Source organism: Streptomyces sp. NPDC041713 (genome assembly GCF_055591085.1).
Map to the genome: position 1 here is coordinate 247,120 of NZ_JBVIZY010000010.1, position 26,123 is coordinate 273,242.

Sequence of the window (26,123 nt, forward strand, 5' to 3'; positions counted from 1 at the left end):
TCGGGCCGGCCCCTCAGACCGTGCTGAGGGGATGGGCCGCCGTGGCCGAGCGCGGGGGCCAGGCGCGCGGGGAGAGGATGCCGAGGACGTAGGCGCGTGCCACGAGCGCGGGGCGGGTCGCGGCGCCCAGGAGCTGCCGCAGCCGGCTGAGGTGGTAGTCGACCGTCTGCCGGGACAGCCTCAGCGAGGTGGCGATGTCGCTGTTGGTGCTGCCCTCCGCGAGCAGGGAGAGGATGCGGACCTGCGCGGCCGTGAGCGACGGATGGGCGTCGTGGGCGAGGCTCTGGTGGGTGACGACGGCCCAGACGTGCCGCGCCCGCGCGGCGGAGTGGCCGACCGTCGTCAGATGGAGCTGGGCGCGGCGCAGGCGCCCGTCCGCGTCGACGAGCACGGTGGAGGTCTCCACGCGTCTGGTGCGGCGGGCTATCAGCCCGTGCCATCTGCGGTGCAGCCGGCCGAGCTCCGGGTCGGGGGCGAGCAGGGTGTGGGCGCGCCGGCCCACCAGGTCGGGCAGGCTGAGCCGGAACAGTTCGGCGGCCGCCGTACTCGCCTCCACCACCCGCCCGTTGGCGGACAACAGCGCGCATGGCAGACCGCTGTGGTCGCGCAGCGCCTGGAGGTGCTCCTCGGCCTCCTGGCGCTGGACCAGGGTGCGCAGGTGGTCCGTGATGTCCACGTAGATTCCGGCGACACAGGTCTGCGCGTTCTCCCGTACGGGGAAGCGGTGCCCGACCGCCTGGCCCGCGCTGCCGTCCGGGCGGCGGTAGCCGAGGGTGTGCCGCACCGGTGTGCCCAGGGTGAGGATCTCCTGGTCGAGGGCGCGGAAGCGGGCCGCCTCGGCAGGGGCGTCGAAGTCCTCGATGCGCTTGCCGGTGAGCTCCGCCGGAGTGATGCCGTACAGGTGCGCGTAGGCGTGGTTGGCCCACAGATAGCGGCCCTCCCGGTCCCGTATGAAGGCCGCGGCCGGGGCCAGGTCGACGAGGTCCGCGAACGCGGCGTAGCGGCGCGGGACTTCGGTCTGGGCGTCGACCTCCATGGCGAGGCCGCGGGTACGGCTGCGGGCGCCGTTCCCCTCCGGCGGCCAGCTCACGTCGAACGTACGGCCGTCGAACCGGGCCTGCCAGCGGGCCTCCTGCGGCGGATGGCCCGAGGACGCGCGCTCCTCGTGCATCCGGTCCAGGAAGCGCTGGGCCGTACCGGTGTCGGCGAAGGCGCCGCCACCTCTCTCCAGCACCTGCCACGGCTCGTCGACCTCCCACCAGAACACGGGAAGGTGCTCGAGCAGCGCCTTGAGGCTGGAATCGTCCACAGCGGTCTCTCCGTCCGTAGTACAGCTGGCTGACGCTCCGTCACCACGCCATGGGTGCCCCGCGGTCCGGGTGGCCCGACACGGCGTGCGACTCAGGCATTTGCCTGAACGGCGGGCGCCCCCTGTGGCGCCGGGGGCGCCCGCCGCCTGGTCCCCTTGAGTGTGCGGGTGAACACGCCCCGCTACATACCCCCGGTGATCCCCCACGCTCTACGCGCGTCACCGGCCCGCAGGACAACGCGCACCAACCGGATGAATGGAGACGAACTTCTGTGAGCAAGGTGCTGTTAGTGCATGCCAAGGGTGGTCCGCCGCTCGGGCACGTCCTGTCCCGGACGGCCGCGAAGGCGGACGTGCACCTGCTGGCGCTCAGCGCTCTGCCTCCCTCCGTGGCAGGCGCCGCACGGACACTGTGCGCCTCGGTGGTGACGCCCACCGAAGCGCAGCGCTCCGACCTCGTGTCCCTGATCGTCGCGCAGGCCGGGGCTGTGGGGGCGGACGCGGTGCTGACCTTCTCCGAGTACGCGGTCGTGGCCGTCGCCGAGGCGTGCGAGAAGCTCGGCCTCGCCGGTGCGGGCGGCGCCGCCGCGCTCGCCAGGGACAAGCGGCTGATGCGCCGCACCTGGCACGAACACGGCGTGCCGCAGCCCCAGTTCCGCCCCGTCGCCACCGAGGCCGACCTGCACGAGGCGGCCGAGCACCTGCCCTTCCCGCTGCTCCTCAAGGCGGCCTGGAGCGCCGGATCCACGGCGCACCAGATCATCGCCTCCCCCGATGAGCTCTCCGCCGCCTGGCGCCGGTCGCGGGAAGTGATGGACGAGTCCGCCCAGTTGGGGTACGCCGAGCTGCATGTCGCCGAGGCGAACGCGGACTTCGTGGTCGAGCAGATCGTGACCGGCACCGCGGGGGACTGGTTCGACGAGCCCGGCTGGGGCGACTACGTCAGCGTCGAGGGGGTCGTGGCCGACGGCGTCTTCCGGCCGGTCTGTCTCAGCGGCCGGATGCCCACCGTCGAGCCGTTCACCGAACGCGCGGGCATCACCCCCGCCCTCCTGGCGTCGGGGGACGCCCAGGACCGGATCGTCGCCCTGGCGCGGCGGTCCGTCGACGCCCTCGGACTGCGTGACTGCGGCACCCACACCGAGATCAAGCTCGGGGCGGACGGCGCCATGTGGCTGATCGAGACGGCGGCCCGGTTCGGCGGCGCGATGACGGTGCCGCAGATCGAGGAGGTCTTCGGGCTCGACCTGATCGGCATGCTCGTCGACCATCTCCTCGGCCGCCCGGTCGAGTGGCCCGCGCAGGCGCTCACCCCCGAACAGGCGCGCGGCGCGGCCGGTTCGCTCGTCGTCCTCGCCGTCGACGGCAAGGGCGAGGCGTGGCAGGACCGCAGGATCTGGGACGCCGCGGTCGCCGCCGACGTGCCGCTGAGCCCGGGCAGCGAGCTGTCGGTGGTCGCGGAGAGCTCCCTGCCCGACGGCGATGTCGTGCCGGTCTACGACCCGGCCGCCGGCGCCAACACCATGGCGGCCCTGTGTCTGCTCTCCGCCACCGACCCGCGGACCGTGCTCCGCGACTTCCAGACCCTGATCGACGCCCTGCCCCGCGTCCTGTCCGCCGCGGAGCCCGAGGAGGTTTCCCGATGACCGCCCAACTGTTCGCAGGCGCCGCCGAACCGGCCACGGACCGCACGGTCGTCGGCGAGAACCTCTCCCTGCCGCTCTTCCGCACCCTCTCCGGGGTCCTGGCCGGCCACCCGTACCTCAAGGTCGTGGTCGACCGCGCCGAGAACACCTGGCACCTGCTCGACACGGCCGCGCACCCCTTCCACGTCAACTACATCGCCACCCACGTCCTCGGCATGGACCTCGCCCAGCTGGACGCGGACCTGGACGCGTTCAACGCCTCCGTGTACATGGACCCCGGGCGGCGCTTCCTGCTCGGCGTGCTCTCCCTGCACACCGCACAGGAGACGGAGGGGCGCGAACGCACCTTCCTCGTCCTGGAGACGACCGAGGCCGACACCATGCACGGCGAACTCCTCGCGTTCTTCTACGACTTCGTACGGGAACGGGTCGACGGCAGGCTGCCCCTCCTGCTCAAGCCCGCCAACCACGGCCAGGAGGAGGAGCTCGCGGCCATCAGCGAACTGCGCGTGCCGCGCATCCTGAGCCACGAACTCTTCGGCTCCCGCACCCGTACGCCGCTCAACCCCGGCGAGGCCACCGGCCGACTGCGCTTCTTCCGCACGGACGAGGAGTACGCCCGGGCGGAGGCGGAGCTCGGCTGGGCCGACATCGTGGCGATGCCGTGCCTGCCGGACGACGTGCCCCGGGTGGCCGGATTCCTCAACACCGCGCCGATCACCCCGCTTTCGCACACCAACGTCCTCGCCTCCGGCTGGGGCATCCCCAACGCGATCGTGTGCGACCTGGAGCAGCTCGTCGAGCGGGACGACCTCGACGGCGCCTGGATCCGCTACCGGGTGCGCGAGGACGAGATATCCCTGGAACGCCTCGAGGCCGAACCGGAGCTGCGGGCCCCGGCCTGGCACCAGCAGCGCATCCGCCTCGAACCGCCGCTGCTCGCGGACGTGCCGGTCCTGGCCCTGCACCGGCTGCGCAGCGCCGACCGGGACCGCTACGGCACCAAGGCGGCCAACCTCGGCGAGCTGCACCACGTCCTCGACAGCCGCACCGCCGACCTGATCGCCTTCTACGGCCGGCCACGGCCGCCGCGCGAGGACCTCTACGGCCACCTCGCGGCACGCTTCGGCCTGCCGGCGGCCTCGGCGGGCGAACTGCGCTCCACCGCCGCGGACTTCGTGGCCGCCACGGTCGACGCACCGGAGGGCGTGGCGCTGCCCTTCGCGCTCCAGCAGCACTTCCTCGCCTCCTCGCCCGCCCTCCAACAGGGCATCGGCAAACTGAAGATGGCGCTCGAACTGGACGCCACCGACGTCCTGGACTCGCTCTGCCTCCAGCTGCAGCAGCTGATCCGGCAGACCCCCGTCCCCGAGTCCGTCGTACGGCAGATCTGCCAGGCCTTCCCCGCGCCGGTGGCCTCGCGCGGACGCCTGGTGGTGCGTTCCTCGTCCAACGCCGAGGACCTGCCGGGCTTCTCCGCGGCGGGCGTCTACGACTCCGTCACCACCGTCCACGGCACCGGCGAACTCCTGGACGCCGTACGGCAGGTGTGGGCCTCGATGCTGTCGCCGCGCAGCGTGCGCCTGCGCCACCAGGTCGGCATCTCCCTGGACGACACCTACATGGGCGTGATCATCCAGGAGTACGTGCCCGCCTCCCTCGGCGGCGTCCTGGTGACCTGCAACCCGACGCGCCGCGAGGACTTCCGCAACGTCTACCTCAACTGCTCCCCGGGCTCACCGGAACAGGTGGTCGACGGCTCGGTGCTGCCGCAGCAGTACCTCTACAACACGGTGGAGGGCGGCGGCCGCACCGTCGCGCTCGGGTCCTGGGGTGAGGCACTCTCCGCCGGCACCCGCGCCAAGCTGGCGGACCTGTCCCTGACCGGACGGCTCCTGCAGTCGCACTTCAGCGGGTCGCACTTCGGCGGCGGCGACGTGGACAAGCCGCTGGACATCGAGTGGCTGATGACCGAGCGGGGCGACTTCCGGCTGGTCCAGATCCGCCCGTACGCGCTGTGAGCCCGCGACCGTGGCGGACGGCGACCGGCGAGGGAACGCGCCCCGGCAAGGGCCCGGCCGCCGGCCTCACCGACACCGCCCGCCGGATCATCCGGCTCAACTACGGCTTCCAGCTGCTGTTCAACCTGCTGTGGTGGATGCCGGTCTTCTACGCCTACCAGAAGACCGCCGGGCTCTCGGACGCGCAGATCTTCGGCATCCAGAGCATCTACTACGTGGCGTTCTGCCTGTTCGAGATCCCCACCGGGCTGATCGCCGACCGGATCGGCCCCCGCAACTGCCTGCGGGCCGGCGCGGTGGTCATGACGGCGGCGAACCTGGCTCCGGTGTTCAGCGCCTCGTACACCGGCTTCCTCGTGCACTTCCTCGCCATCGCCGCGGGGCGCTCCCTCACCTCGGGGGCGGCCAGCGCCTATCTGTACGACGGGTTGCGCGCCGAGAAGGCCGACGAGCACTACCTGAAGGCGGAGGGCACCGCCCGGGCCCTGGGGCTCGCGGCCAAGGTGGTGTGCTGGCCGCTGGTGGGGCCGTTGATGGCCGTCGCCCACGCGGCGCCCTACGTGCTGAGCGCCGCCAGCGCGGCGGGCTCCCTGGTGTGCGCGATCGCGCTGCCCCGGCTCGCCGGGGAGGCCGGCGCGGGCCGAGCGGCCGACAAGGCCGGTGGTGGGCGCAGGGGCGGCGCGTTCCTGCGGGACGCGGGCTCCGCGCTGCGCTGCGTCTTCGCCTCGCCGTGGCTGGCCCTGGTGATGGTGCAGGGCGTCGCGGTCTTCACGCTGTCGCGGATCTGCCAGGTCAACCTCTTCCAGCCGATCCTGCTCGACCACGGCATCGCGGAGGCCTCGCACGGCGGGGTGCTGGCCGCGATGACGGTGGCGGAGGCGGTCGCGTCGGCCCGGCCGCAGTGGCTGAGCCGCCGGCTCACCCCGGTCGCCTGGGTCTCGGTCCTCAGCGTCGTGCTCGCCGGCACCCTCGCGGCGATGACGCTCGGCGGCCCCTGGGTCGTGGTGGGGCTGCTCTGCCTCTTCGCCGCGGCGACCGGGTTCGCGTACCCGGTGCAGCGCAAGCTCGTGAACGACGCGGTGCCGCCGGACGCCCCGCGCGCCACCCTGCTCTCCGTGGAGAGCATCGTGGACCGCGCGGTGTGCGCCCTGGCCGCGGTCGCCGTGGGCGCCTATCTCTCCGCGGGGCACCTGGACGCCCTGCTGTGGCACAGCGCGCTGGCCACGGCGGTGCTCCTCGGCGCCTTCCAACTGCTCCTGCGCAGCGGGGCGGTGCGGCGTGACCAGGCGGGCGCGGTGCCGGAGGCGCGACCGGCACCCGATCCGGCCGGCCGCACCACCTGACCTCGGCCGCACCCCCTGACTCCGGGCGAGCCGCTCACCTGGCCCCGCTCACCTGACCCCGGTCAGCGGGAGCGGCGGCCCAGGAGTTCGATGAGCCCCACCGGCAGATACGCGGGCCGGTGGGGCCGCGCGACCTGGTACGGCACATAGCCGAGCGAGGCAGCGACCTCGACCTCCTCGGCGGTCTCCGCCTGGTAGACGACGCGGCACCGGCCCGCGTCCGCCTTCGCGCGCTGCCACAGGACGGGCGCCGGCTTGCGCTCCGCCTCGGTGCGCGGCGTGCGGATCCGGTCGCCGAAGTCCTCCCAGGCGAAGGGCGCGGACCCCTGCCAGGTGGCGTCGACCTCGTGCTTGAGCCGAGCGGCGCGTTCCGCGTCGGTCTTCCCCCAGGCCGACGGAACGTTGGTGATCAGGCCGATCCGGATGTGGTGGGAGCGCAGGGCGCGCAGGTAGGAGGCGGCGCCGGGCCGATAGCCGGTGCTGCCGTCGTCGGCGGTGTGCACCAGCGTCTCGCCCAGGTCGAAGTAGACGACGGGGCAGCCGCGCGCGCTGTCGCCGTGCACGGGGGCGGCGGCGGCCGGAGCCGTACCGCACAGCACGGTCGACGCCAGGGCCGCGCCGAGCGCGAGGCCCATGCGGACCGGGGCCCTGGAAGCGGATCTCTTCATGGCGTCGCCGCCCTCTCTTCGGTACACCCCGAGGGTGCAGGAATGTTCGGTGCATGACATACCGGCGCCGCAAGATATCCCATGCGGGACCCTCGTGTCCGGCGGTTCTCCCGACGGCTCGCGACCAGCGGAACCCCGCCGACGCCGCTCCGATAGCATGCTCGGACTCGCGGCCGATCGCCCCGATCGACCGTTCTTCACCGGAAGTACGCCCACCGGCACAATGCGTTACTCACGTAGCTGACATCTCACACATCGGCCAAAAATTGAAATCCATAGCATCGCGGGTGTCGTCCCGAATAGACAACAGAAAGACGTTGTTCGCCGCCTGGCGACAGCCACGGGCGATTCTGTGGACCGTGGCGGCCGTCGTGGCGCTCGGATTCCTCGTCGCGCTGGAGATCGCCGTGCGCCACTACGGCGAGGCCGGGCCGATCACCAACCAGGCGCGCGAGATCATCTTCGCGCCGAAGTCGGGACCGCTGCTGTACGCCAGCATGGCCCTGATGATGGTGGTGCTCACCTGGCGCGAGCGGTTCATCGCGGCCGGCGTCGCGGTCGGCATCGATGTCGTCTTCTTTCTGGTGCGGTGGATCGTCGGCGCCGACATGATGTTCGGCAACGGCGCGTTGTGGGTGCTCCTCGGCTACGGAGTCATCGCGCTCACCCGCCGCACCGGCGCGGAACGCGTGCTGCTCCTGAAGGGCGTCGGACTCGGCCTGCTGCTGGTGGCCGGCCGCAAGACCGGCGACGCCTGGCTGCTCATCACATGGAAGACCCGCCCGACGGTGCTCGACCAGTACGTGGCGACCGCCGACCACGCGCTGGGCAACCCGTCGTGGGTGGTCGGCCGCATGGTCGAGGCAACCGGCACGGTCGGCACGCACGTCCTGGAGTGGGTCTACATCCAACTCGCGGTCGCCGCCGTCGTGGTCGCGCTGTACCAGCTGCGCCACGTGGCGACCGAACGCCGCTTCCCCGGCCACCACCTGGTGCGCACGTTCCTCGTCATCGGGCTGCTCGGCCCCGCGATCTACATGATCTTCCCGGTGGTCGGCCCGGTCTTCGCGTACGGACCCGGAGCTTCCGGAACCGGTGGGGTGCAGTGGGCGGTGGCGGACCTGTGGCCCCACACGCCGCCCTCGCTGACGGCGCCGAGCCAGATGACGTACGACGACCTGACCCCGCGCAACTGCATGCCCAGTCTGCACACGGCCTGGGCCACCACCATCTTCATCCACTCCCGCAAGGGCCCGCGGGCGCTGCGGATAGCGGGCGCGTTCTGGCTCGTCGCCACGCTCGGCGCGACGCTCGGCTTCGGCTACCACTACGGCGCGGACATCATCGCCGGCGTGGTGTTCGCCGTCACGATCGACGCGGCGCTGCGCTCGCACGACCGAGGCTGGGACCGCTCGGGGATCCTGCTGGTCGCCTACGGAGCGGCGGTGTTCACCGCGCTCCTGGTGTCCTACCGCTTCGTCCCGATGGAGATGGCCAGGCACCCCTGGCTGTTCGGACCGCTGCTCGTGCTGGCGATGGCCTCCGTCGTCCACATCTACCTGCGGACGACCCGGCTGTGGGAGCCGAAGCTCGCTCCCGCCCAGCAGCTGGAGCCGCAGCCCGAGATGGTCTGAGCCGGGCCGCGCCGCGCCGGGCGGGAGCGGTCGCTTCGGTCCGTCAGCGGTGTGTCGGACGGTGTCAGACGGCCGGCGGCCCCGCCTCGACCCGGCGCAGGACCGGGGCCAGCCGGTCCAGTTCGGGGGTGTCCTGGATCTGCCGCTCGTCCCACCAGGTGGCACCGGCGTCCCGCAGCGGACCGACGATGTCCCTGGCCTTGGCCGCGTCGGCCGGGGTGGCGCCACCGAGCACCAGGTCGAACGGGCGCCCGGCGTCGTCGGCCCGCTGCTCCCGCAGGTAGGCGACGAGGTCCCGTACCTCCGTCACGTCGGGCGCGTGCCCGTGCAGGGCCGTCTCGAACAGCGGCGCCGCACCGTCCCACCGCGCCGCCCGCCGCATGGGCGCGCGGCGCGGCCAGAACCCGCCGATCCAGACGGGCGGCCCCGGCTGCTGCACGGTGGCGGGCAGCAGGGTGACGTCGTGGGCCTCGTAGTGCCGGCCGTGATGGTTCACCGGTTCGCCGGACCAGAAGCACCTCAACAGCTCCAGCCCCTCGTCAAGCCGCTCCGCCAGGACCCGCGGCTCGGCGGTGTCGCCGAAGCTGCGGTACTCGTCATCGAGCGGGCCGCCCAGACCGGCGCCGAGGGTCACACGGCCGCCGCTGAGCCGGTCCAAGGTGGCCACCTGCCGGGCCAGTTGCTGCGGGCGGTAACGGGGGACCGGCGTCAGGAGCGTGCCGAGGCGGAGCCGGGAGGTCGCCAGTGCGGCCGCCGTGAGCAGCATCCAGGGGTCGCCGAACGGCCGCCCCTGATGCTTGCGGTGCAGGACGTGATCCCACACGAAGAGCCCGTCCCAGCCGGCTTCTTCGGCGGCCGAGGCCAGGGTCGCGACGTTACGGGGGTCGGCGAAGTCGCCGAAGTTCGGGATGTTGACGGAAAAGCGCATGCCGGCAGCATGCGCATCCGGCCGCGGCGCGGCAACCCGAAAAGGAACGCCCGCGTCACTTCTCGGAGGCGTCGGCCAGGGAGCCGATCTGGTGCAGGGACATCCCCAGCTCGTCGTGGAGGAAGCGCACGACCGTCCAGTGCGGCAGCGCCGCGTCGTCGTACGGCCCGAACGCCGCCGTGTACAGCGGAATCCACCGCAGCGCCTCCTCCGCGGCCGTCTCGCGCCCCGGCGCCTGCTGGTAGGCGTCGTAGGACACGCTGCGATGGTGGATGAAGTGGCCGCCGGGCAACCGCTGTTCGCACAGTTCGCGGTACTCGCGGGTCTGCAGGATCAGGTAGTGCCAGATCTCGTCGATGTCCTGTTCGACGGGGAGGAAGAGCCCGCCGAGCCGGTCCGGGTGGCGGGAGACCAGGTAGAGGTAGCGCAGACACTCGCGGACCTGGTGGGTGACGTACGGGGTGTCGGGGGCGCCGGGCTTCGCCGCGAAGTGCCGGACGACCTCCTCGTGGAGGGCGGGACCGAGCAGCTCCTCGGCGGTGGGGGCCTGCGTCGGGGCCGCGGCGTACGGGGAGGGTGTGGCGGGGTGGGACGTGGTCGGCATGCGCAATCCTGTCGTGGTCGTCACTAGGGCGTGGTCAGCCAGGCGTACTTGCCGGAGCGGCCGATCGGCACGTGGGCGCGGTGCTCCACACGGCAGGCCCTGCCGGTCAGCGCGCCCACCGAGGCCGCGAGCCCGGTCTCCACGGCGGGCGTGAGCGGCTCGCCGTCGCAGGTCGTGCACCACAGCACGCACGCGCCGTCGCCGGTCAGCCGCAGCTGGTGCAGGAAGACCCGCGGCGCGACGGCGGCGACACGCGTGTCGAGATCGGCCTGGGCGACCGGGCCGTCGGGCGTGGCGAGGAGTTCCTTCTCGCGGCCGCAGAACGAGACGATCCGCGCCGGATCGGCGCTGCCGTCACGGGTGCGCACGCAGTCGCCGGACCGGTACCGGACCAGCGGCATGTACGGGTTGCGCACGCTGGTGACGATGAGGCTGTGGATGCCGCTGCCCGGCTCGACCGGGATCAACTCCACGCTCATGTCGTGCAGATACGGGTGGTAGAGCCCGCCCCCGGCCGCGTCCCCGTTCCCGTCCCCGTAGAAGAGATAGCCGAGTTCGGTGCTGCCGAAGAGGTCGACGATGGGGCAGTCGAAGTGGGAGCGCAGATAGGCGCGGACGTTCAGCGGCGTGTACTCGTAGGCGTGGATGATGCCGGCCGGCCGAGGGAAGCGGTCCCACAGGCCCCACGCGTCGACCCTGCGGACCAGATGCGCCAGGTGGTAACCGGAGCAGTCCAGGAGGTAGCTGCCCCGCGGATGCGCCGCGCTCACCTCCGCGATCTCGTCGAGCATCCGCCCGACTTCGGCGCGGTCCCAGTCGGCCGGGTCCAGGACGCGGTTGAGGTACAGCGTCCGGTCGTCGAGCCAGCGCTCACCCGAAGTCCGCCCGGAGTTACGGGCGTTGACGCGGGCGACGTGCTCGGTGGCCAGCACGGTGGTCAGCGAGACGCGCCGGGCGCCGTCGTGCCAGAGCGCACCCAGCGCGGGGTGCTCGCTCCACAGGCGGTAGTAGGAGCGGAGCAAGAAGTAGGGCGGACGGATGATCTGCATGCGGGCGTGGTTGGTCCCGGTGGACAGAACGAACTCCGCCTCACCCGTCTCCAGGGCGCGGGCCAGCTCCGGCGTCATCCAGTTGGCGGGGAAGTCCCGGGCGATCTCCGGCTTCTCCAGGATCGGGAAGTCGCCGCGCTCGATGGAGGGGCGGTAGAGGGGGATGTCCCGGACGCGGTCCAGGACGTCGGCGCTCGGCAAGCGGTTCAAGAGGGCTCCGGTGCGAGGCGGGGACAAGGGGTAGGAGGTAGGGGCGAGGGGAAGGGGCGGCGGCCGCAGCCCGTGACGATGCGGCCACCGCCCCTGCCGGTCGACGGGGTGGGAGCCCCGCGGCCAACCGCCCCTACCAGTCAGCCGTCAGCGGGTCAGGAGATGCAGCCGGTCTTGCCGGTGGCGCTGATGCAGCCGCTCTTCGGCGTCGCGCTGATACAGCCCTCCTTCGCGCCGGCCGCACCCTGAGCCGAGTTGGCGGCGACCCACTTCTGCCACACGGACTCCTCGGTCATGCGCTTGATGAGCTGTTCCACGGTGAAACCTCCATGATCGGTCGGCAGATCGTGCCGAGTGCGGGACCACCGGGGGCCGAGCGTTCGGTGCTCGCCCCCGGAGCAGGGGGGGGAACGGTGCGCGGTCACAACGAGAGGCGCACCAGGAGGGAAAGGGGGCCTTCAGAACCCCCAGGTCCTTCAGGACCGGACTACCGGCAGAGTCTTCATCCGGACCGCCTCGGTGCCGCTGTCGTTGTGCCGCAACGCCCAGTTCTCCAGCGTCGTACGGCAGGCGTGGTCCAGATGGCGGGCCTCGGTCAGGTCCAGCTCGATGGGCCGGTCCTTGGGCAGGGACTCCAGCGTCTCCAGGATGCGGGGGAGCCGCAGGAACGTCGCGTTGCCCATGAGGGTCACGACCATCCGTCCGTCGGTCAACTCCCGTACGTCCACCTGCACATGGGAGGTGTCCCAGGCGGACTTGACCACGGCGAGCACCAGGCCGAGCACCACGCCCTCGAACATGTTGGTCACCACGATGGCGATCGCCGTGACGCTGAGGACGACGGCCTCGCCGCGGTGCTCCCGGGCGAGCGGCACGATGTCCTTGAAGGGGATCAGCTTGCATCCCGCGTGCACCAGGACGCCGGCGAGCGCCGCCAGCGGGATGATGCCGAGCGCGGCGGGCAGCAGCACCGCGAACAGCAGGAGCCACGCGCCGTGCAGGATCCGGGAGAGCGGAGTGCGGGCCCCCGCCTGGACGTTGGCGGAGCTGCGGACGATCACGGCGGTCATCGGGAGCGCGCCGAGCACACCGCAGACCGTGTTGCCGACGCCCTGGGCGACGAGCTCCTTGTCGTAGTGCGTACGCGGCCCGTCGTGCATGCGGTCCACGGCGGCCGCGCTGAACAGCGACTCGGCGGACGCGATCAGGGTGAACGCCAGGACGGTGCCGAGCAGCGCCACGCTGCCCAGCTCGGCGAGGTCGCCGAAGCCGGGCGGCTGGATGGCGTCGACCATGCCGCGCACCGACACGTTCGCCACGTCGAGCCGGAACCCGGCGGTGACGGCGGTGGCCAGCGCGACCGCGGCCAGCGGGGCGGGCACCAGACGCGCCGCCGAGGGAAGCTTGGGCCACAGCACGAGCACACTGATGGTGCCGAGGCCGACCGCCGCGGCGGTCAGTGAGGTGGTGTCCCGCACGGTGTCGGCGATCAGACCGGGCACTCCGGTGATCTTGTCGACGCCGGAGAGCGGCTGCTTCGCCCCGGCCATCGTGTAGAGCTGGCCGAAGATCAGCACGAGTCCGATGCCCGCCAGCATGCCCTGGACGACGGAGACGGATATCGCGCGGAACCACCGCCCGCAGCGCAGCAGTCCGAGCGCTATCTGCAGGGCGCCGGTGAGCAGCACGATCACGCCGAGCATGCTGAGCCCGAATTCGCGGACCGCCTCGAAGACGAGCACGGTCAGGCCGGCCGCCGGGCCGCTCACCTGCAGGGCGCTGCCCGGCAGGAAACCGACGACCAGGCCGCCGACGATGCCGGTGACCAGGCCCAGTTCGGCGGGCACACCGGAGGCGACCGCCACGCCGACGCACAGCGGCAGGGCGACCAGGAAGACGACGAGTGAGGCCAGGATGTCCCGGCGCAGCACGCCCGGTTCGCGCAGGGCGGCGAAGGGCGAGCGAAGGGGGGAGGGCGGTGTGGGAAGGGAGGACATGAGGGTGGGGGTCCTGTCGTGGGAGCGGGCCGGTCAGGGGGGTGCGGCGGCTCTCACAGCGGTGCGAACGCCGGCCGGCCGGTGTCCGAGGGGCGGTGGGCGGTGACGGTGCCCGTGTGCACCTCGTAGTACCAGGCGTGCAGGGTGAGCGTTCCTTCGGCGACGCGCTCCCGTACGCAGGGGTAGGTCCGCAGCCGCTCCACCTGCGCGAGCACATGGGTCTGGACGGCTTCCGCCACGTCCGGTGAGGACGGTGCGAGCGAGCGCAGGGCGTCGTCGGGGGCGACGGAGTGTTCCAGCCAGTCCCGTACGGCGGGCACCGCCGACAGGTCCTCGCGGCGCACCAGCGCGCCCACCGCGCCGCAGTGCGAGTGTCCGCAGACGACGATGGAGCGGACGCCGAGCACGCACACCGCGTACTCGATGGTGGCCGCTTCGCTCACCGGGTGGTGGCCCGGGCCCGCCTCGCCCGTGCGCCCGGCACGTTGGCCGGCGGGGTAGGGCGGGACGACGTTGCCCGCCGTGCGGAGTTCGAAGAGCTCGCCGGGGCGTGCTCCGGTGATCAGGGTCGGGACGACACGTGAGTCGGAGCACGTGACGAAGAGGGCCTCAGGCGACTGCCCGGCTTCGAGTGCCTCGAACGCCGCGGCGTTCCGGGGGTCCGCCACATGTGTCGTGGCGAACGAACGGGCGTGGTCCATCAGGGATTTCAAGGTGGCCTGCCTCCTGCGTCTCTCCGGCGGGGCCGGGGCGCGGTGTGGTCGGGTCGTTGGTGACGAACAGCCTGGGCGGCCGTCGTGTCCTCCACTTTGCCATCGCATTACGGTTGGATGTCAGGGCAAAATTCTGCCAAAGAATGAGTAATAACCGCCCCTCAGCTGGGGGTTGGTCCAGTAATCAACCGTTGGGTAAAGATCGAGGTGCAGATTGTGTGGGCGAAGTGAAGGGAATCCCTTCGCGCGCCGTTGCATTCGCACCGGATCGAGGCGAGCGGAAGAGCAGGGGTACATGCCGGAAACGTCGTTCCAGGGGCAGGCCGTCGACACCGAGCCGGCCCCGCACGTCTTTCTCGTCGTCGGCATTCCGGGCTCGGGCAAGAGCTCGGTCTCGGCGGAACTGGCCCGGAGGTTCCCCCTCGGCGCCCACATCGAGGGCGACCACCTGCACGACCTGATCGTCTCCGGGAACCGGCTGCCCAAGCCGGAGGAGGACCGGGAGGCCGACCGCCAGCTGCTGCTCCGCGCGCGCAACGGAGCGGTGCTCGCCCGCAGCTTCCATGCCGCGGGTGTCGTCCCGGTCATCGACGACGTGGTGGTGCGGCGCGCGCATCTCGACTTCTACCGGGAGCAGTTGAAGGGTCTGCCGCTGCGCCTGATCGTGCTCGCGCCGTCGGTGGAGGTCGTCTCCGGCCGGCTCACCGCACGGGACAAGGTCCTCGCGGACGACTGGTCGTTCCTGGACGCGGCGATGCGCGCCGAACTCGCGGGCGAGGGCGAGTGGTTCGACAGCTCTGAGCAGTCCCTCGACGAGACGGTGGACGCCATCGTGGCGAAGGGCTGATGCCGGAGGGGTGATGCCGGCGTGCGCTCGCCGGTCGGCTCCGCCCACCCGGCCTCAGTCCAGGATGACTTCCCTGCGCAACAGGCTGTACACGACCATGTCGTGGTAGGCGCCGTTACGGAACTGGGCGCCTCTCATGACGCCCTCTCGGGTGAACCCGGCCTTCTCCAGGGCCCGTTGCTCAGCAATGTTCTCCACGTGCGTGTGCGCGTCGACGCGGTTCACCTCGGTGTGGGCGAAGAGGTACCGGGAGAGCAGGACCTGCGCCTGGGTGCCGACGCCTCGTCCGCGCGCCTCCGCCCGCAGCCCGATGCCGATGTTCCAGCCGTGGTTGAGCGGCCCGAAGGGGTTCCGCCGCCAGCCGACGGATCCGAGGAACTCCTGGTCGTCGGCGACCACGAGCACGCCGGAGTCCGGCCCCAGCAGACCGTCCTCCGCCCACCTCTGCCGCCGGGCACCGGCACCGGAGAAGCCGAACCAGTCGAAGGCCGCGCCGGATTCCGGCTCGGTGGCGTGCGGCGCGTGCAGGAGGGGCAGGTCCTCTTCCGCCACGGGGCGGAGGTGTACGCCTCGGATCATGCCCCGAGTAAACGCACGCGCCGCCACGTCCCGCTACGGGCCTTCGGCGTGATCCACGTCATAAGGCATGCGTAGGCAGGCGTGGGCGGGCGCATGAGGTGGCCGTGCCGGGTCAGGCGCGCTGCGCCCGGTCGTACACCTTCTGGGCCGTGGCCCCGAAGATCTCCCCGTACATCTTGGTCGGCTCCAGGGAGTCCAGCGCGCTGTTGACGGAGACCAGGGTGCCCTTGCCGGTGGCGGCGTCGAAGTCCGCCAGCCACGGGCCGCCGCTGGAACCGCCGCTCATGTCGCAGGGGATGGCCTGGGTGGTGCCCTCCTTCTGCGCCGGGCCGGCGCAGCGCAGGAGCTCCTCGCCGAGCTGCGGGCGGGTCGCGGAGTAGCCGAGGGCCGAGATCGTGCCGCCGACCGGCCGGTCGAAGGCGACGGGCGTGCCGCCCACGGCGTCCGTGAGCTTCTTGCCGTCCTTGCCGGCGTCCACGACCAGCGTGGCCAGGTCGTCGGTGGAGTCCGTCTCCCAGGCGCGCGGGGTCACCGCCTGGCGCACCGCGAACGCGCCGTACGGCATCGTGCCCTTGTGGTACGCGGGCACGAAGACCATCGCGACGTTGGTGTTGGCGGGCGAGGAGCCCCGGCGCACGCAATGGGCCGCCGTCATGACGGCGGAGCGGTTGACGCTGTTCACCGCGGTGGCCGTGCACCAGGTGTCGGCACCGCCCGCGTTGACGAAGAAGAGCCGCCCGACGGTCTTCAGGGTGGGGCCCCGCCACGGCTTGGCCTTCGGCCCGGTCGGGCCGAGATCGACGGACTCGCCCACGGCCTTGATGCGGCCGGGAGTCCAGTAGGAGAGGGCCTCCGTGCGCTCCTGGGCGGTGTACTTCAGTACGGAGACGGGTCCGGCGGCGGCCCGCATCCGGCTCGCCTCGGCCTTGGCCGTGGCCGCAGGCTTGGTCGGGGTCGGTGCCGCCGTCGCCGGGGCGGGGACGGCGAGAGCCAGGGCCATGCCGACGGCGGCGAACCTCGTGGCCCGGACAAGATGACGACGGGCCACGAGGGCGGAAGTCTCGGTCACAGCAGTGGTCTCCTTGACGGTGCGGCGGGTGCGACAAGTGCGATGGGTGCGGCAGACGCGCCGGACACGGCGGACGCGGACGGCGGAAGGGCCGAAGCCGAGCCGCCGTCCGCACCGCCGGACCCGCACTGCTGGAGCGGAGAACCCATTACACAGGTTGCGTCACCACCGAGCCGTGTCGACGAGCTGTGACACAAGCCGGGTCACGGATAGGAGACCACCGTCGACGGCACCGTCGACGTGCCCGACGTGGCGGCGCCCGTGTCGTTGATGACGTGCTCGTACTGGCCCTTGCCGCCCAGGGAGACGACCAGGAGGTCGTGGAACTTCACGCCCGACGTCCTCGGCGCGGCGAAGCCGTGGTCCTGGCGGATCGACGGGTCCGACGTGTAGTTGCAGTAGCTGCCGAGGCCCCAGCCCTCGTGGGAGGTCACGGAGTTCTCGACCTTGTAGGCCGCGAACCCCTTGACGTTGTCGTCCTGGACGGCCGCCTGGTTGGGCGCGTCGTACGCCTTCTCGTTCTGGAAGAAGACCGTGCGGCCGCGCTGGCCGAACCACTGCACGTCGTACTTGTTGAAATGCTCCACGAACAGGCCGGTCGCCAGGACGTCGTCGCCGTAGACGCGCACTCCGTAGTCGGCGCGGTTGGTCTCCCAGCCCACGCCGGCGCCGTGGTCCGCGCGCCACACCCAGGTGTGGTCCACGATCGTGTGGCGGCTGTTGACCTCCATGCTGACCGTGGCCTTGCCGGGGCCCGCGCCGCCGATGCGGATGAAGACGTCCTGGACGGTGATCGGGTTCGCGGAGTGGTCCCTGCTCGCGCCGCGGGGCCCGACCTGCAGCAGCACGGGGGAGTTGACGGGGCCGGCGTCGATGAGGAACCCGGCGAGCCGCACCCCGTCCACGTCGGCGACCTTCATCGCGGCCACGCCGCCGTCGGGCACCAGCGTGGCGTAGCCGAGACCGAGCACGACGGCGTCGGCGCGGTTGACCTCGATCGCCCGGTCGACGTGGTAAATGCCGGGCGTCAGCAGGAGGTTGAGCCCCTGGGCCAGGGCCTCGTTCATCGTGGCGGCGCTGGTGCCGGGCTTGGCGACGTAGAACTGGGTGAGGGGCAGCGAGGTGCCACGGGGCGTGCCGTTGCCCCAGGTCGTCCCGCGCGCGTTGGTCCGCTTCTCCGGCAGGAACACCCGGTACTCCGAGCCGTTGAGGTACAGGAACGGCTTCTCGCGCGAGATCGGCGTGGTCTCCAGGGTGGTGTACGGCGGGTTCGGGAAGCTCTGCCCCGGCGCGCCCTGCACCCCCGAGAACACCATGTTCCAGACGGCGTTGACCCAGCCGCCCACCGAGCTGTCCCGGGTGTACCACTGCTGCTGCGAGTAGGGGCCCACGCTGCCGTCGATCCGGCTGTCGGCGATGTAGCCGCCGCTGGCCCAGCCGTAGCCGTTCGGGGCGAGGTTGAGGCCGCCCCTGATGTGCATGCGGCGGAAGGGGGCCGCCTGCGCCACGGCCCACCGGTTGGTGCCGTTGACCGGAGTGAGCGCCAGGTTCTCCGCCGAACGCCAGAAGTTCTGGGTGGCGTTGCCGTTGAACCAGCCGGCGTCGACCGTCACGTCCCCGTTGATCGACGTGTCGTCGGGGGAGAGGCCGAGCCCCGCGATCGAGGTGTAGAAGCCGAGTTGGGCGTTGAGGCCGTTGTACGTGCCCGGCTTGAACAGCAGCGCGTAGCGCCCGGTGCCGAACTGCGCGCTCTCCTGCTGCTTGAAGATCTCGTCGAGTCTGGCCTGGATGCCGGAGGTGGACGGCGAGAAGACGATCACGTTGGGCCCGAGGTCGCCGCCGCCGGGAAGACGCTTGGCGGAGGTCCGGGCGGCGGTGGACGAGTCCGGGGAGGCGGCGGCGGTCGTGGGGGCGAGGCTCGCGGCGGCGGCCGACGCGGCGATCGCGCCCAGAACCGTGCGGCGTGTGGGGGAGGTTGGCATGGGGCTCTCCTGTTTCAGGAAGTGAACGATCAGGGGCCGTGGGAGCGCTCTCTTGACCGGGAATAGTTCATCCGCGTGAAGGGCGCGTCAAGAGGTAGCTCTGTAGTGACGGATGTTCTCGCTGTTGAAGCGTCAAAAAACGTATGAAGTCGGCTAGTTGGGCCGAGTCGGTGCAGGCGTGACGGCGGAGAGGCCACGCTCCGGAGGCCGGAAGCCGGGGGGAGTGTCGAGCGTTCACTTTCTATTGACACGGTCACGCCAGGACCGCAACACTCCGGAAACGGGAGAGCGCTCTCCCGATGCGCTCGCAAGGTCCCCCAAGGCAGTTCCTTCCGACGTGGCAGGAGGTCTCCATGGCACGGAGATCGAAGATCATCTCAGGGTTACTGGTATCCGGCGCGCTCTTGGTGACCTCGCTGGGGGTGGGCGGCATGGCGCTGGGCGCCGACGCCGCCCCCGTACCGGCGAGTGCGGCCGGCGCGGGGTCCGCGCACGCGGCGCACTCCCCGCAGCGGGCGGGCCACGCCATGGCGGCGTCCACCGTCCCGGCCGCCGAGGACCGTGACGGCGACGGCTTCATCCCGGCGAAGTCCCCGGTCACCGACGTGAAACCCGCACTGAAGGACCCGCCCCACCGGTACTTCCACGAGTTCCAGGCCAACTGTTCGGTCACGCACACCAGGCCGGACGACCCGATCGTCTACCCGGGCCAGCCGGGCAAGTCCCACGACCACACCTTCATGGGCAACACGACGACCGACGCCCGCAGCACCACGGACTCCCTGAAGCAGGGGAACACCGCCTGCAAGGCGCCGGGCGACAAGTCGGCGTACTGGATGCCCACCCTGTTCAAGGGCGACGAGCCGGTGCTGCCGATCGGCCCGCAGACCATTTACTACAAGGCGGGCGTCACCGACTACACGAGCGTGCGTCCGTTCCCGGAAGGGCTGCGCTATGTCGTCGGCAGCCCCATGCAGTCCGCGGACGAGTTCCGTCACCACCCCGGCTTCGTGGAGGGCTGGGAGTGCGGTGAGAGCTACTTCAACGTCGACATCCCCAAGAACTGTCCCTCCACGCAGTCCACTCAGCTCAACATCCGCTTCCAGGCGCCAAGTTGCTGGGACGGTGTGCACCTGGACTCTCCCGACCACCAGAGCCACATGGCCTATCCGCAGGTGAAGGCCGGCACGAACGACAACGTCTGCCCGGCGTCCCACCCGGTCGCGCTGCCGATGATCGAGTTCAAGATGGCGTTCCCGGTCAACGGCGATCTCTCGCAGGTACGACTGGCCAGCGGCGCGGGCCACTCGTTCCACTACGACTTCTTCAACGCGTGGGACCCCGCGACGCTCAAGGCACTGGTCGACCACTGCGTCGTCGGCGGTCTGCAGTGCAACGCCCGCGGGTACGACGAGACGCACCCCGAAGCCGGCGCGGCGCTCGACGAGAACTACGAGCTGCCGTGACCCACGCCGGGGGTGGCCCGGCTCCCCCGGGCCGCCCCCGGCCTCTCTCGGCCCCTTCCTCTCCCCGGGTTCCGTGTCGCACCCCGGAACCACCTCCCTCGCAAGCCTGCTCCTCACCCCCGTCAGGAGATCCCCCATGCCTTCGATCCCCGCGCGCCGACCAACGGGCGGCCGCCGCCTGGCCGTTCCGCTCACGGTCGCCCTGTTCGCCACCGGCTGTCTCGCACTCCCCGCCCAGCAGGCCGGAGCCGCGGGCAACGTGGTCAAGGTGACCGGCTCCCAGGGCAACTGGCAGCTCTCGGTGAACGGTTCGCCCTATCAGGTCAAGGGCCTGACCTGGGGCCCGAGCGTCGCCGACGCCGACAAGTACATGCCGGACCTCAAGTCCATGGGCGTCAACACGATCCGCACCTGGGGCACCGACGCCTCCAGCAAGCCGCTGTTCGACTCGGCCGCCGCCCATGGCGTCAAGGTGATCGCGGGCTTCTGGCTGCAGCCGGGCGGCGGCCCGGGCAGCGGCGGCTGCGTCAACTACCTGACCGACACCACGTACAAGAACCAGATGCTCGACGAGTTCCCCAAGTGGGTGCAGACCTACAAGGACCACGCCGGTGTGCTGATGTGGAACGTCGGCAACGAGTCGGTGCTCGGACTGCAGAACTGCTACACGGGTGACGAACTGGAACGGCAGCGCAACGCCTACACCACCTTCGTCAACGACATCGCCAAGAAGATCCACTCCGTCGACCCGAACCACCCCGTCACCTCCACCGACGCGTGGACCGGCGCCTGGCCCTACTACAAGAGGAACGCCCCGGACCTCGATCTGTACGCGGTGAACTCCTACAACGCGGTGTGCGACATCAAGTCCACCTGGGAGCAAGGCGGTTACACCAAGCCGTACATCGTCACCGAGACCGGACCCGCGGGGGAGTGGGAGGTCCCCGACGACGCCAACGGGGTGCCGGCGGAGCCCACCGACCGGGCCAAGGCAGAGGGGTACACCAAGGCCTGGAACTGCGTCACCGGCCACAAGGGCGTCGCGCTCGGCGCCACGATGTTCCACTACGGCACCGAGTACGACTTCGGCGGCATCTGGTTCAACCTGCTGCCCGCGGGCCAGAAACGCCTGTCGTACTACGCGGTGAAGAAGGCCTACGGAGGCGACACCTCGCACGACAACACCCCGCCCGTCATCTCTCAGCTGAGCATCGAAGGGGACGCCGCCAAGGTCCCCGCGGGCGGCGCGCTGACCCTCGCCACCCAGGCGACCGACCCCGACGGGGACGCCCTGTCCTACGAGGTCCTCGCCAACAGCATGTACATCGACCAGGACAAGAACCTGACGCCGCTGCGCCTCACGAACCTGGGCTCCGGCCGGCTGAAGGCCACCGCGCCCGACCGCACGGGCGTCTGGAAGATCTATGTGAAGGTCACCGACGGCAAGGGCAACGTCGGCGTCGAGACGCGCTCGGTGCGGGTCGTGGCCCCGCCCGTCAACGGCACGAACATCGCCCTCGGCAAGACCGCCACTGCCTCCTCCCACCAGAACGGCGGCGGCGACTGCCCCTGCACCCCCGCGGCGGCCGTCGACGGCAAGGTGACGACGCGCTGGGCCAGCGACTGGAGCGACCCCCAGTGGCTCCAGGTCGACCTCGGCTCCACCCAGTCCTTCAGGCACGTCCAGCTCAACTGGGAGACGTCGTACGCGAAGGTCTACACCATCCAGACCTCCGACGACGGGCAGAACTGGCGCACCGTCCACGAGGTGCGTGACGGCAACGGCGGCATCGACGACTTCGACGTCAGCGGCACCGGCCGCTACGTCCGCGTCAACGGCACCGCCCGCGGCACCGGATGGGGCTACTCGCTCTACGAGTTCGGTGTCTATCGCTGAACAAGCCCGCCCGCGACGAGAACGACGAGAACAAGGCGGTCCCGATGAACGACGAGGAACTCCTCCGGCTGCTCGACAAGTTGAGCACCGAGCAGAAGGTGCGCCTGCTGACCGGCGCGACGACCTGGCGCACCCACGCCGAACCGGCCGTCGGCCTGGGGGAGATGGTGACCTCGGACGGGCCCGCCGGGGTACGGGGCGAGGCCTGGGACGAGCGGGAGACGTCGGCGCTGCTGCCGTCGGCGTCCGCGCTCGCGGCCATGTGGGACGAGCCGCTCGTCGAGGAGCTCGGCGGACTGCTCGCGCGGGAGGCCCGGCGCAAGGGCGTGCACGTGGTGCTCGCCCCCACGCTGAACCTGCACCGCTCGCCGGTGGCCGGCCGGCACTTCGAATGCCTCTCCGAGGACCCGGAGCTCGCGGGCCGGACCGGGGCCGCCCTGGTCCGCGGCATCCAGGCGCACGGCGTCGCCGCCACCGCCAAGCACTACGTGGCCAACGACTCCGAGGCGGGCCGCATGACGGTGGACGTCCGGGTGGCCGAGCGGACCCTGCGGGAGGTGTACCTCGCCCCCTTCGAGGCGGCGGTACGGGCCGGGGCATGGGCGGTGATGGCGGGCTACAACGGCGTCAACGGCACCACCATGACAGCCCATCCGCTGCTCGCGCGGCCCCTGAAGGACGACTGGGGCTTCGACGGGGTGGCGCTCTCGGACTGGGGCGCGGTCCGCACCACCGTCGACACCGCGACCGCCGGCCTCGACCTCGTCATGCCGGGGCCCGGCGGCCCGTGGGCCGAGGCGCTGCTCGAAGCCGTCCGCGCGGGCCGCGTCCCCCTGGCGTCCGTCGACGACAAGGTGATCCGGATCCTGCGGCTGGCCGACCGGGTGGGCGCACTCGACCCCGCCCGTACTCCGGCCGCGCCCGTCCCGCCGCCCGTGTCCGCCCGCCGGTTGCTGCGCCGCGCCGCGGCGGCCGGCACGGTCCTCGTGTCCAACGACGGGCTACTTCCCCTGGCAGCAGAGGAGTTGAAGACCATCGCGGTGATCGGGGCCCATGCGGTACGGCCTCAGGTGCAGGGCGGTGGCAGTGCCGGGGTCTACCCGGAGCGGATCGTCACGCCCCTGGCCGGAATCCGCGACCACCTGCGCGGCCGGGCTCGGGTCCTCCACGCCCCCGGCCCGGCCGTCGGCGCCCCGCCGCCCCCGCTGGACACCTCGAACTGCGTCGACCCGCGTACGGGGGAGTCGGGCGTCCTCGTCAGGCTCCTGGACCCCGAAGGCCGAGAGCTCCACGCCGAACACCGCGCCACCGGGCGCCAGTTGGAGCCGCCGACCCCACCGGGAGCGCACACCGTGGAGGTCAGGGCGTTGCTGATCCCGACGGCCCCGGGCGCGTGGACCTTCGGCGTCGGCGGCTTCGGCCGGCTGACGCTGACCGTCGACGGGCGGCCGGTGGTGGACGGCGACTTCCCGTGCCGCACCGACGACCCCGCCGTCAAGCACGTCACCCCGCCCTGTCAGTACGGACGGGCGGAGCTCGGCGGCACCGAGCCGGTGCTCGTGGTGGCCCGACGGGAACTCGCCCCGGACACCGGCCGCGCCACCGTCGTCACCGCCGGGCCGCCCCACCCCGATCCGCAGGAGGCGCTGGCCGAGGCCGTCGAGACGGCGCGCCGGGCCGACGTGGCGGTCGTCGTGGTCGGAACCGCCGAGGGCGCGGAAGCCGAGGGCCACGACCGGAGCTCGCTCGCCCTGCCCGGCCACCAGGACGACCTGGTCACCGCCGTCGCGGCCGCCAACAGGCGGACGGTGGTCGTCGTCAACGCCGGCGCACCGGTGGAACTGCCCTGGCGCAACGCGGTCGCCGCCGTGCTGCTCACCTGGTTCCCCGGACAGGAGGCGGGCGGCGCGCTCGCCGACGTCCTCTTCGGCGGGACCGAACCGGGCGGCCGGCTGCCGACCACCTGGGGCGCCCGCCTGGACGACGCCCCGGTCGCCACCACCCACCCCGACCGGAACGCCGTGACCTACGCCGAGGACCTGCACATGGGCCACCGTGCGTGGCTGCGCGCCGGACGCTCGCCCGCGTACTGGTTCGGACACGGGCTCGGCTACACGACCTGGGCGTACGACGACGTCGAGGCACCGGCCACGGTGGTGGCGGGCGACGACTTCCGCGTACGGGTCAGGCTGCGCAACACCGGTGAGCGCTCCGGGCGCGAGGTCGTCCAGCTGTATCTGTCCAGGCCGGGGTCTGCGGTGGAGCGACCGGTGCGCTGGCTCGCGGGCTACACGGCGGTGCGGGCGGCGCCGGGCGAGACGGTGGAGGCGGTGGTGCGCGTCCCGGGACGCGCCCTGCGGCACTGGTCGACTCCGGCGGGATCCTGGCGGATCGAGGCGGGCCGGTTCTCGGTGCTCGCGGGGCGCTCCGCGGGCGACCTGCCCCTCGCCACCACCGTGGACGTGCAGGAGGGCTACTTCTCCCAACCCACCGTCTCGGGCAGCGGGTTGTAGAAGATGGTCGCGCCCACGTTCGCCAGACCCTTCTTGACGCTGTACGTCGACGGGCCGCTGTACAGCGGGAGCTTGGCGTACTCCTGGAGCGCCTTCCGCTCGACCTTGTTCACCGCCGTCGTCTGCCGCCCGAGGTCGGCGATGTCCGCCGTGGCGCGGATCTCCTTGTCCAGCGCCGGGGACCCGGCCCCGGTGATGTTGGAGTCACGGTCCGAGCAGTAGGTGTCGCACAGGTAGCGGGTCCCGAAGGGGTCCATGGAGCGGTTGCCCGAGAGGAACAGGTCGAACTTGCGCTCGTTGATGATGTGCGAGAAGTCCGCGTCGTCCGCCTTCTTGATGACCAGGCGTATGCCGACCGGTTTCAGCATCGCGGCAAGCGCACCGGCGGTGGCCTTGCCCAGCGGGTCGTCGCCGAGGAGCGTGTATCCGACCTCGAGCTTCTTGCCGCCCTTCTCCCGGACCCCGTCGCTCCCCGGCTTCCAGCCCGCCGCGTCGAGGTCCTGCTTCGCCCGGTCGGGACCGTACTTCAGGATCGCCGAGACGTTGTCCTCGTACCCCTCCTGGAAGCTGTAGAGCACCGCCGAGCCGGGCAGCGGCTCCTTGTAGTCCAGGCCCTGGAACTGGATCTTCGCGATCTGGGTGCGGTCGATGCTCTCCTGGATCGCCTTGCGCACCGCCTTGTCCCCGAGGACGGACGACTTGGTGTTGAAGTTCAGCGAGTACTCGAACGGGCTGCCGCCGCTGCGTATCTCGGTGCCCTTGAGCCCCTTCACCTGCTTGAGGCTCTCGGCGTCGACCGCGGAGACATAGTCGAGCTGGCCGTTCTTGAAGGCGTTGACCGCCGCGGTCGACTCCAGGTTCACGTAGACCCGCTTGTCGAGCTTGCCCTTCCTGCCCCACCACTTCGGATTGCGGACGAAGGTGATGTTGCCCGAGTGGGTGTCCCACTTGCCGACCGTGTACGGGCCCGCGCCCCACTCGGGGTGCGCCTTCTTCACGTACGCCTTGTTGAAGGTGTCGACCTTCGCCGCCTTCGGATGCAGGAACGTGCTGAACAGGCTCGGCCAGGCCGCGTCGACGCCCTTGAAGGTGATGACGGCCTGCTTGTCGTCCTTGCCCCGCGCGACGTCGGTGATCCGGTCGTAGCCGTCCGTGGACGACGCCGCGAAGTCCTTGTCGGAACCGTTGTTGGCCTTCCAGGTGGCTCTGATCGCGGTCCAGTCGATCGGCGTTCCGTCGTTGAAGACGGCCTTCTTGTTGAGCGTCAGGACGACCCGCTGGTTGCCGCCCCGCACGGACACCTTCACATCGCTGAAGTAGTCCGGGTTGTACCGCACTTCACCGGTCGGCGAGAAGGTGATCGCGTTGGCGTTGTACCAGGCCCACACCCGGGAGGCCGTCAGCGTGCCGTTGACGTTGAAGGGGTTGCCCTGTTCGTCGAACGTCCCCACCGTCGTGTAGGTCCCGCCGTCCCTGACCTCGTCGTACGGCGTCGGGTTGTAGTCGGCGGCTCCGGAGGCGGAGGCCGGGGTGTTCTTCGCGTTCGATGCCGCGGTGCCGTCACCGGATGGGGACTGGCAGGCGGTGGCGGTGACGGAGATGGCCGCTACGAGGGCGACGGGCAGGGCAAGTCTTGCGCGCATGAGGA

At 71.3% G+C, this 26,123-nt stretch carries 20 protein-coding genes; 8 read left to right on the plus strand and 12 right to left on the minus strand.

Annotated elements, in window-relative coordinates; all coding sequences use genetic code 11:
- Positions 1-13: 13 nt before the first annotated feature.
- Positions 14-1,309, minus strand: coding sequence for a PAS domain S-box protein (locus tag ACZ6CV_RS28195; protein ID WP_469253449.1), 1,296 nt, complete (start codon positions 1,307-1,309; stop codon positions 14-16).
- A 290-nt stretch (positions 1,310-1,599) separates the two neighbouring features.
- Between ACZ6CV_RS28195 and ACZ6CV_RS28200 the strand changes: the two genes are divergently transcribed.
- The 3 genes from ACZ6CV_RS28200 to ACZ6CV_RS28210 are packed head-to-tail and all read left to right on the plus strand — an operon-like array spanning position 1,600 to position 6,319.
- Entirely contained in the window at positions 1,600-2,955 is a 1,356-nt protein-coding gene (locus tag ACZ6CV_RS28200; RefSeq protein ID WP_469253450.1) for an ATP-grasp domain-containing protein, read from the plus strand.
- A complete protein-coding gene (locus ACZ6CV_RS28205) occupies positions 2,952-4,976 on the plus strand; it encodes a PEP/pyruvate-binding domain-containing protein (RefSeq protein WP_469253452.1) in 2,025 nt (674 codons plus the stop codon). The genes ACZ6CV_RS28200 and ACZ6CV_RS28205 overlap by 4 nt, the downstream gene beginning before the upstream one ends.
- On the plus strand, positions 4,973-6,319 hold the full coding sequence (locus ACZ6CV_RS28210) for an MFS transporter (protein WP_469253454.1): 1,347 nt from the start codon (positions 4,973-4,975) through the stop codon (positions 6,317-6,319). The genes ACZ6CV_RS28205 and ACZ6CV_RS28210 overlap by 4 nt, the downstream gene beginning before the upstream one ends.
- 62 nt (positions 6,320-6,381) lie before the next feature.
- On the opposite strand, the gene ACZ6CV_RS28215 is transcribed toward ACZ6CV_RS28210, so the two are convergent.
- On the minus strand, positions 6,382-6,987 hold the full coding sequence (locus ACZ6CV_RS28215) for an HAD family hydrolase (RefSeq protein WP_469253456.1): 606 nt from the start codon (positions 6,985-6,987) through the stop codon (positions 6,382-6,384).
- A gap of 287 nt (positions 6,988-7,274) precedes the next feature.
- Between ACZ6CV_RS28215 and ACZ6CV_RS28220 the strand changes: the two genes are divergently transcribed.
- On the plus strand, positions 7,275-8,621 hold the full coding sequence (locus tag ACZ6CV_RS28220) for a phosphatase PAP2 family protein (protein ID WP_469253464.1): 1,347 nt from the start codon (positions 7,275-7,277) through the stop codon (positions 8,619-8,621).
- 64 nt (positions 8,622-8,685) lie between these two features.
- On the opposite strand, the gene ACZ6CV_RS28225 is transcribed toward ACZ6CV_RS28220, so the two are convergent.
- The 6 genes from ACZ6CV_RS28225 to ACZ6CV_RS28250 form a co-directional block, all read right to left on the minus strand.
- Positions 8,686-9,549 carry an LLM class flavin-dependent oxidoreductase gene (locus tag ACZ6CV_RS28225; protein WP_469253481.1) on the minus strand — a complete coding sequence of 288 codons (864 nt, stop codon included), beginning with the start codon at positions 9,547-9,549 and terminating at the stop codon, positions 8,686-8,688.
- A gap of 55 nt (positions 9,550-9,604) precedes the next feature.
- On the minus strand, positions 9,605-10,153 hold the full coding sequence (locus tag ACZ6CV_RS28230) for a glycine-rich domain-containing protein (protein WP_469253483.1): 549 nt from the start codon (positions 10,151-10,153) through the stop codon (positions 9,605-9,607).
- A 23-nt stretch (positions 10,154-10,176) separates the two neighbouring features.
- Complete coding sequence (locus ACZ6CV_RS28235; protein ID WP_469253485.1) at positions 10,177-11,412, minus strand: hypothetical protein; 1,236 nt, start codon at positions 11,410-11,412, stop codon at positions 10,177-10,179.
- A 155-nt stretch (positions 11,413-11,567) separates the two neighbouring features.
- A complete protein-coding gene (locus ACZ6CV_RS28240) occupies positions 11,568-11,729 on the minus strand; it encodes a hypothetical protein (RefSeq protein ID WP_355819701.1) in 162 nt (53 codons plus the stop codon).
- A gap of 159 nt (positions 11,730-11,888) precedes the next feature.
- A complete protein-coding gene (locus ACZ6CV_RS28245) occupies positions 11,889-13,409 on the minus strand; it encodes a SulP family inorganic anion transporter (RefSeq protein ID WP_469253487.1) in 1,521 nt (506 codons plus the stop codon).
- Positions 13,410-13,462: 53 nt separating this feature from the next.
- Positions 13,463-14,122: a carbonic anhydrase gene (locus ACZ6CV_RS28250; RefSeq protein WP_469253489.1), complete on the minus strand. Its 660-nt coding sequence runs from the start codon at positions 14,120-14,122 to the stop codon at positions 13,463-13,465.
- A 295-nt stretch (positions 14,123-14,417) separates the two neighbouring features.
- Here ACZ6CV_RS28250 and ACZ6CV_RS28255 point away from each other — a divergent pair, with 295 nt between their 5' ends.
- Positions 14,418-14,969: an AAA family ATPase gene (locus ACZ6CV_RS28255; protein WP_469253490.1), complete on the plus strand. Its 552-nt coding sequence runs from the start codon at positions 14,418-14,420 to the stop codon at positions 14,967-14,969.
- Between the two features lie 54 nt (positions 14,970-15,023).
- On the opposite strand, the gene ACZ6CV_RS28260 is transcribed toward ACZ6CV_RS28255, so the two are convergent.
- From ACZ6CV_RS28260 to ACZ6CV_RS28270, 3 genes are all read right to left on the minus strand, one after another.
- Positions 15,024-15,548 (minus strand): GNAT family N-acetyltransferase, encoded by a 525-nt coding sequence (locus tag ACZ6CV_RS28260; protein WP_469253491.1) that lies wholly within the window; start codon positions 15,546-15,548, stop codon positions 15,024-15,026.
- Positions 15,549-15,660: 112 nt separating this feature from the next.
- A complete protein-coding gene (locus ACZ6CV_RS28265) occupies positions 15,661-16,617 on the minus strand; it encodes a trypsin-like serine peptidase (RefSeq protein ID WP_469253493.1) in 957 nt (318 codons plus the stop codon).
- 203 nt (positions 16,618-16,820) lie between these two features.
- Positions 16,821-18,599: a coagulation factor 5/8 type domain-containing protein gene (locus ACZ6CV_RS28270; RefSeq protein ID WP_469253495.1), complete on the minus strand. Its 1,779-nt coding sequence runs from the start codon at positions 18,597-18,599 to the stop codon at positions 16,821-16,823.
- A 353-nt stretch (positions 18,600-18,952) separates the two neighbouring features.
- On the opposite strand from ACZ6CV_RS28270, the gene ACZ6CV_RS28275 reads away from it, so the two are divergent.
- The 3 genes from ACZ6CV_RS28275 (at position 18,953) to ACZ6CV_RS28285 (ending at position 24,475) form a co-directional block, all read left to right on the plus strand.
- The gene (locus tag ACZ6CV_RS28275) at positions 18,953-20,065 is read left to right on the plus strand and encodes a DUF1996 domain-containing protein (RefSeq protein WP_469253497.1); all 1,113 of its coding nucleotides are present in this window, start codon (positions 18,953-18,955) and stop codon (positions 20,063-20,065) included.
- A 136-nt stretch (positions 20,066-20,201) separates the two neighbouring features.
- Entirely contained in the window at positions 20,202-21,962 is a 1,761-nt protein-coding gene (locus ACZ6CV_RS28280; RefSeq protein WP_469253498.1) for a discoidin domain-containing protein, read from the plus strand.
- 44 nt (positions 21,963-22,006) lie between these two features.
- The gene (locus ACZ6CV_RS28285) at positions 22,007-24,475 is read left to right on the plus strand and encodes a glycoside hydrolase family 3 C-terminal domain-containing protein (RefSeq protein WP_469253500.1); all 2,469 of its coding nucleotides are present in this window, start codon (positions 22,007-22,009) and stop codon (positions 24,473-24,475) included.
- On the opposite strand, the gene ACZ6CV_RS28290 is transcribed toward ACZ6CV_RS28285, so the two are convergent.
- Positions 24,436-26,118, minus strand: coding sequence for an ABC transporter family substrate-binding protein (locus tag ACZ6CV_RS28290; RefSeq protein WP_469253501.1), 1,683 nt, complete (start codon positions 26,116-26,118; stop codon positions 24,436-24,438). The two genes, ACZ6CV_RS28285 and ACZ6CV_RS28290, sit on opposite strands and share 40 nt — an antisense overlap.
- Positions 26,119-26,123 lie beyond the last annotated feature (5 nt).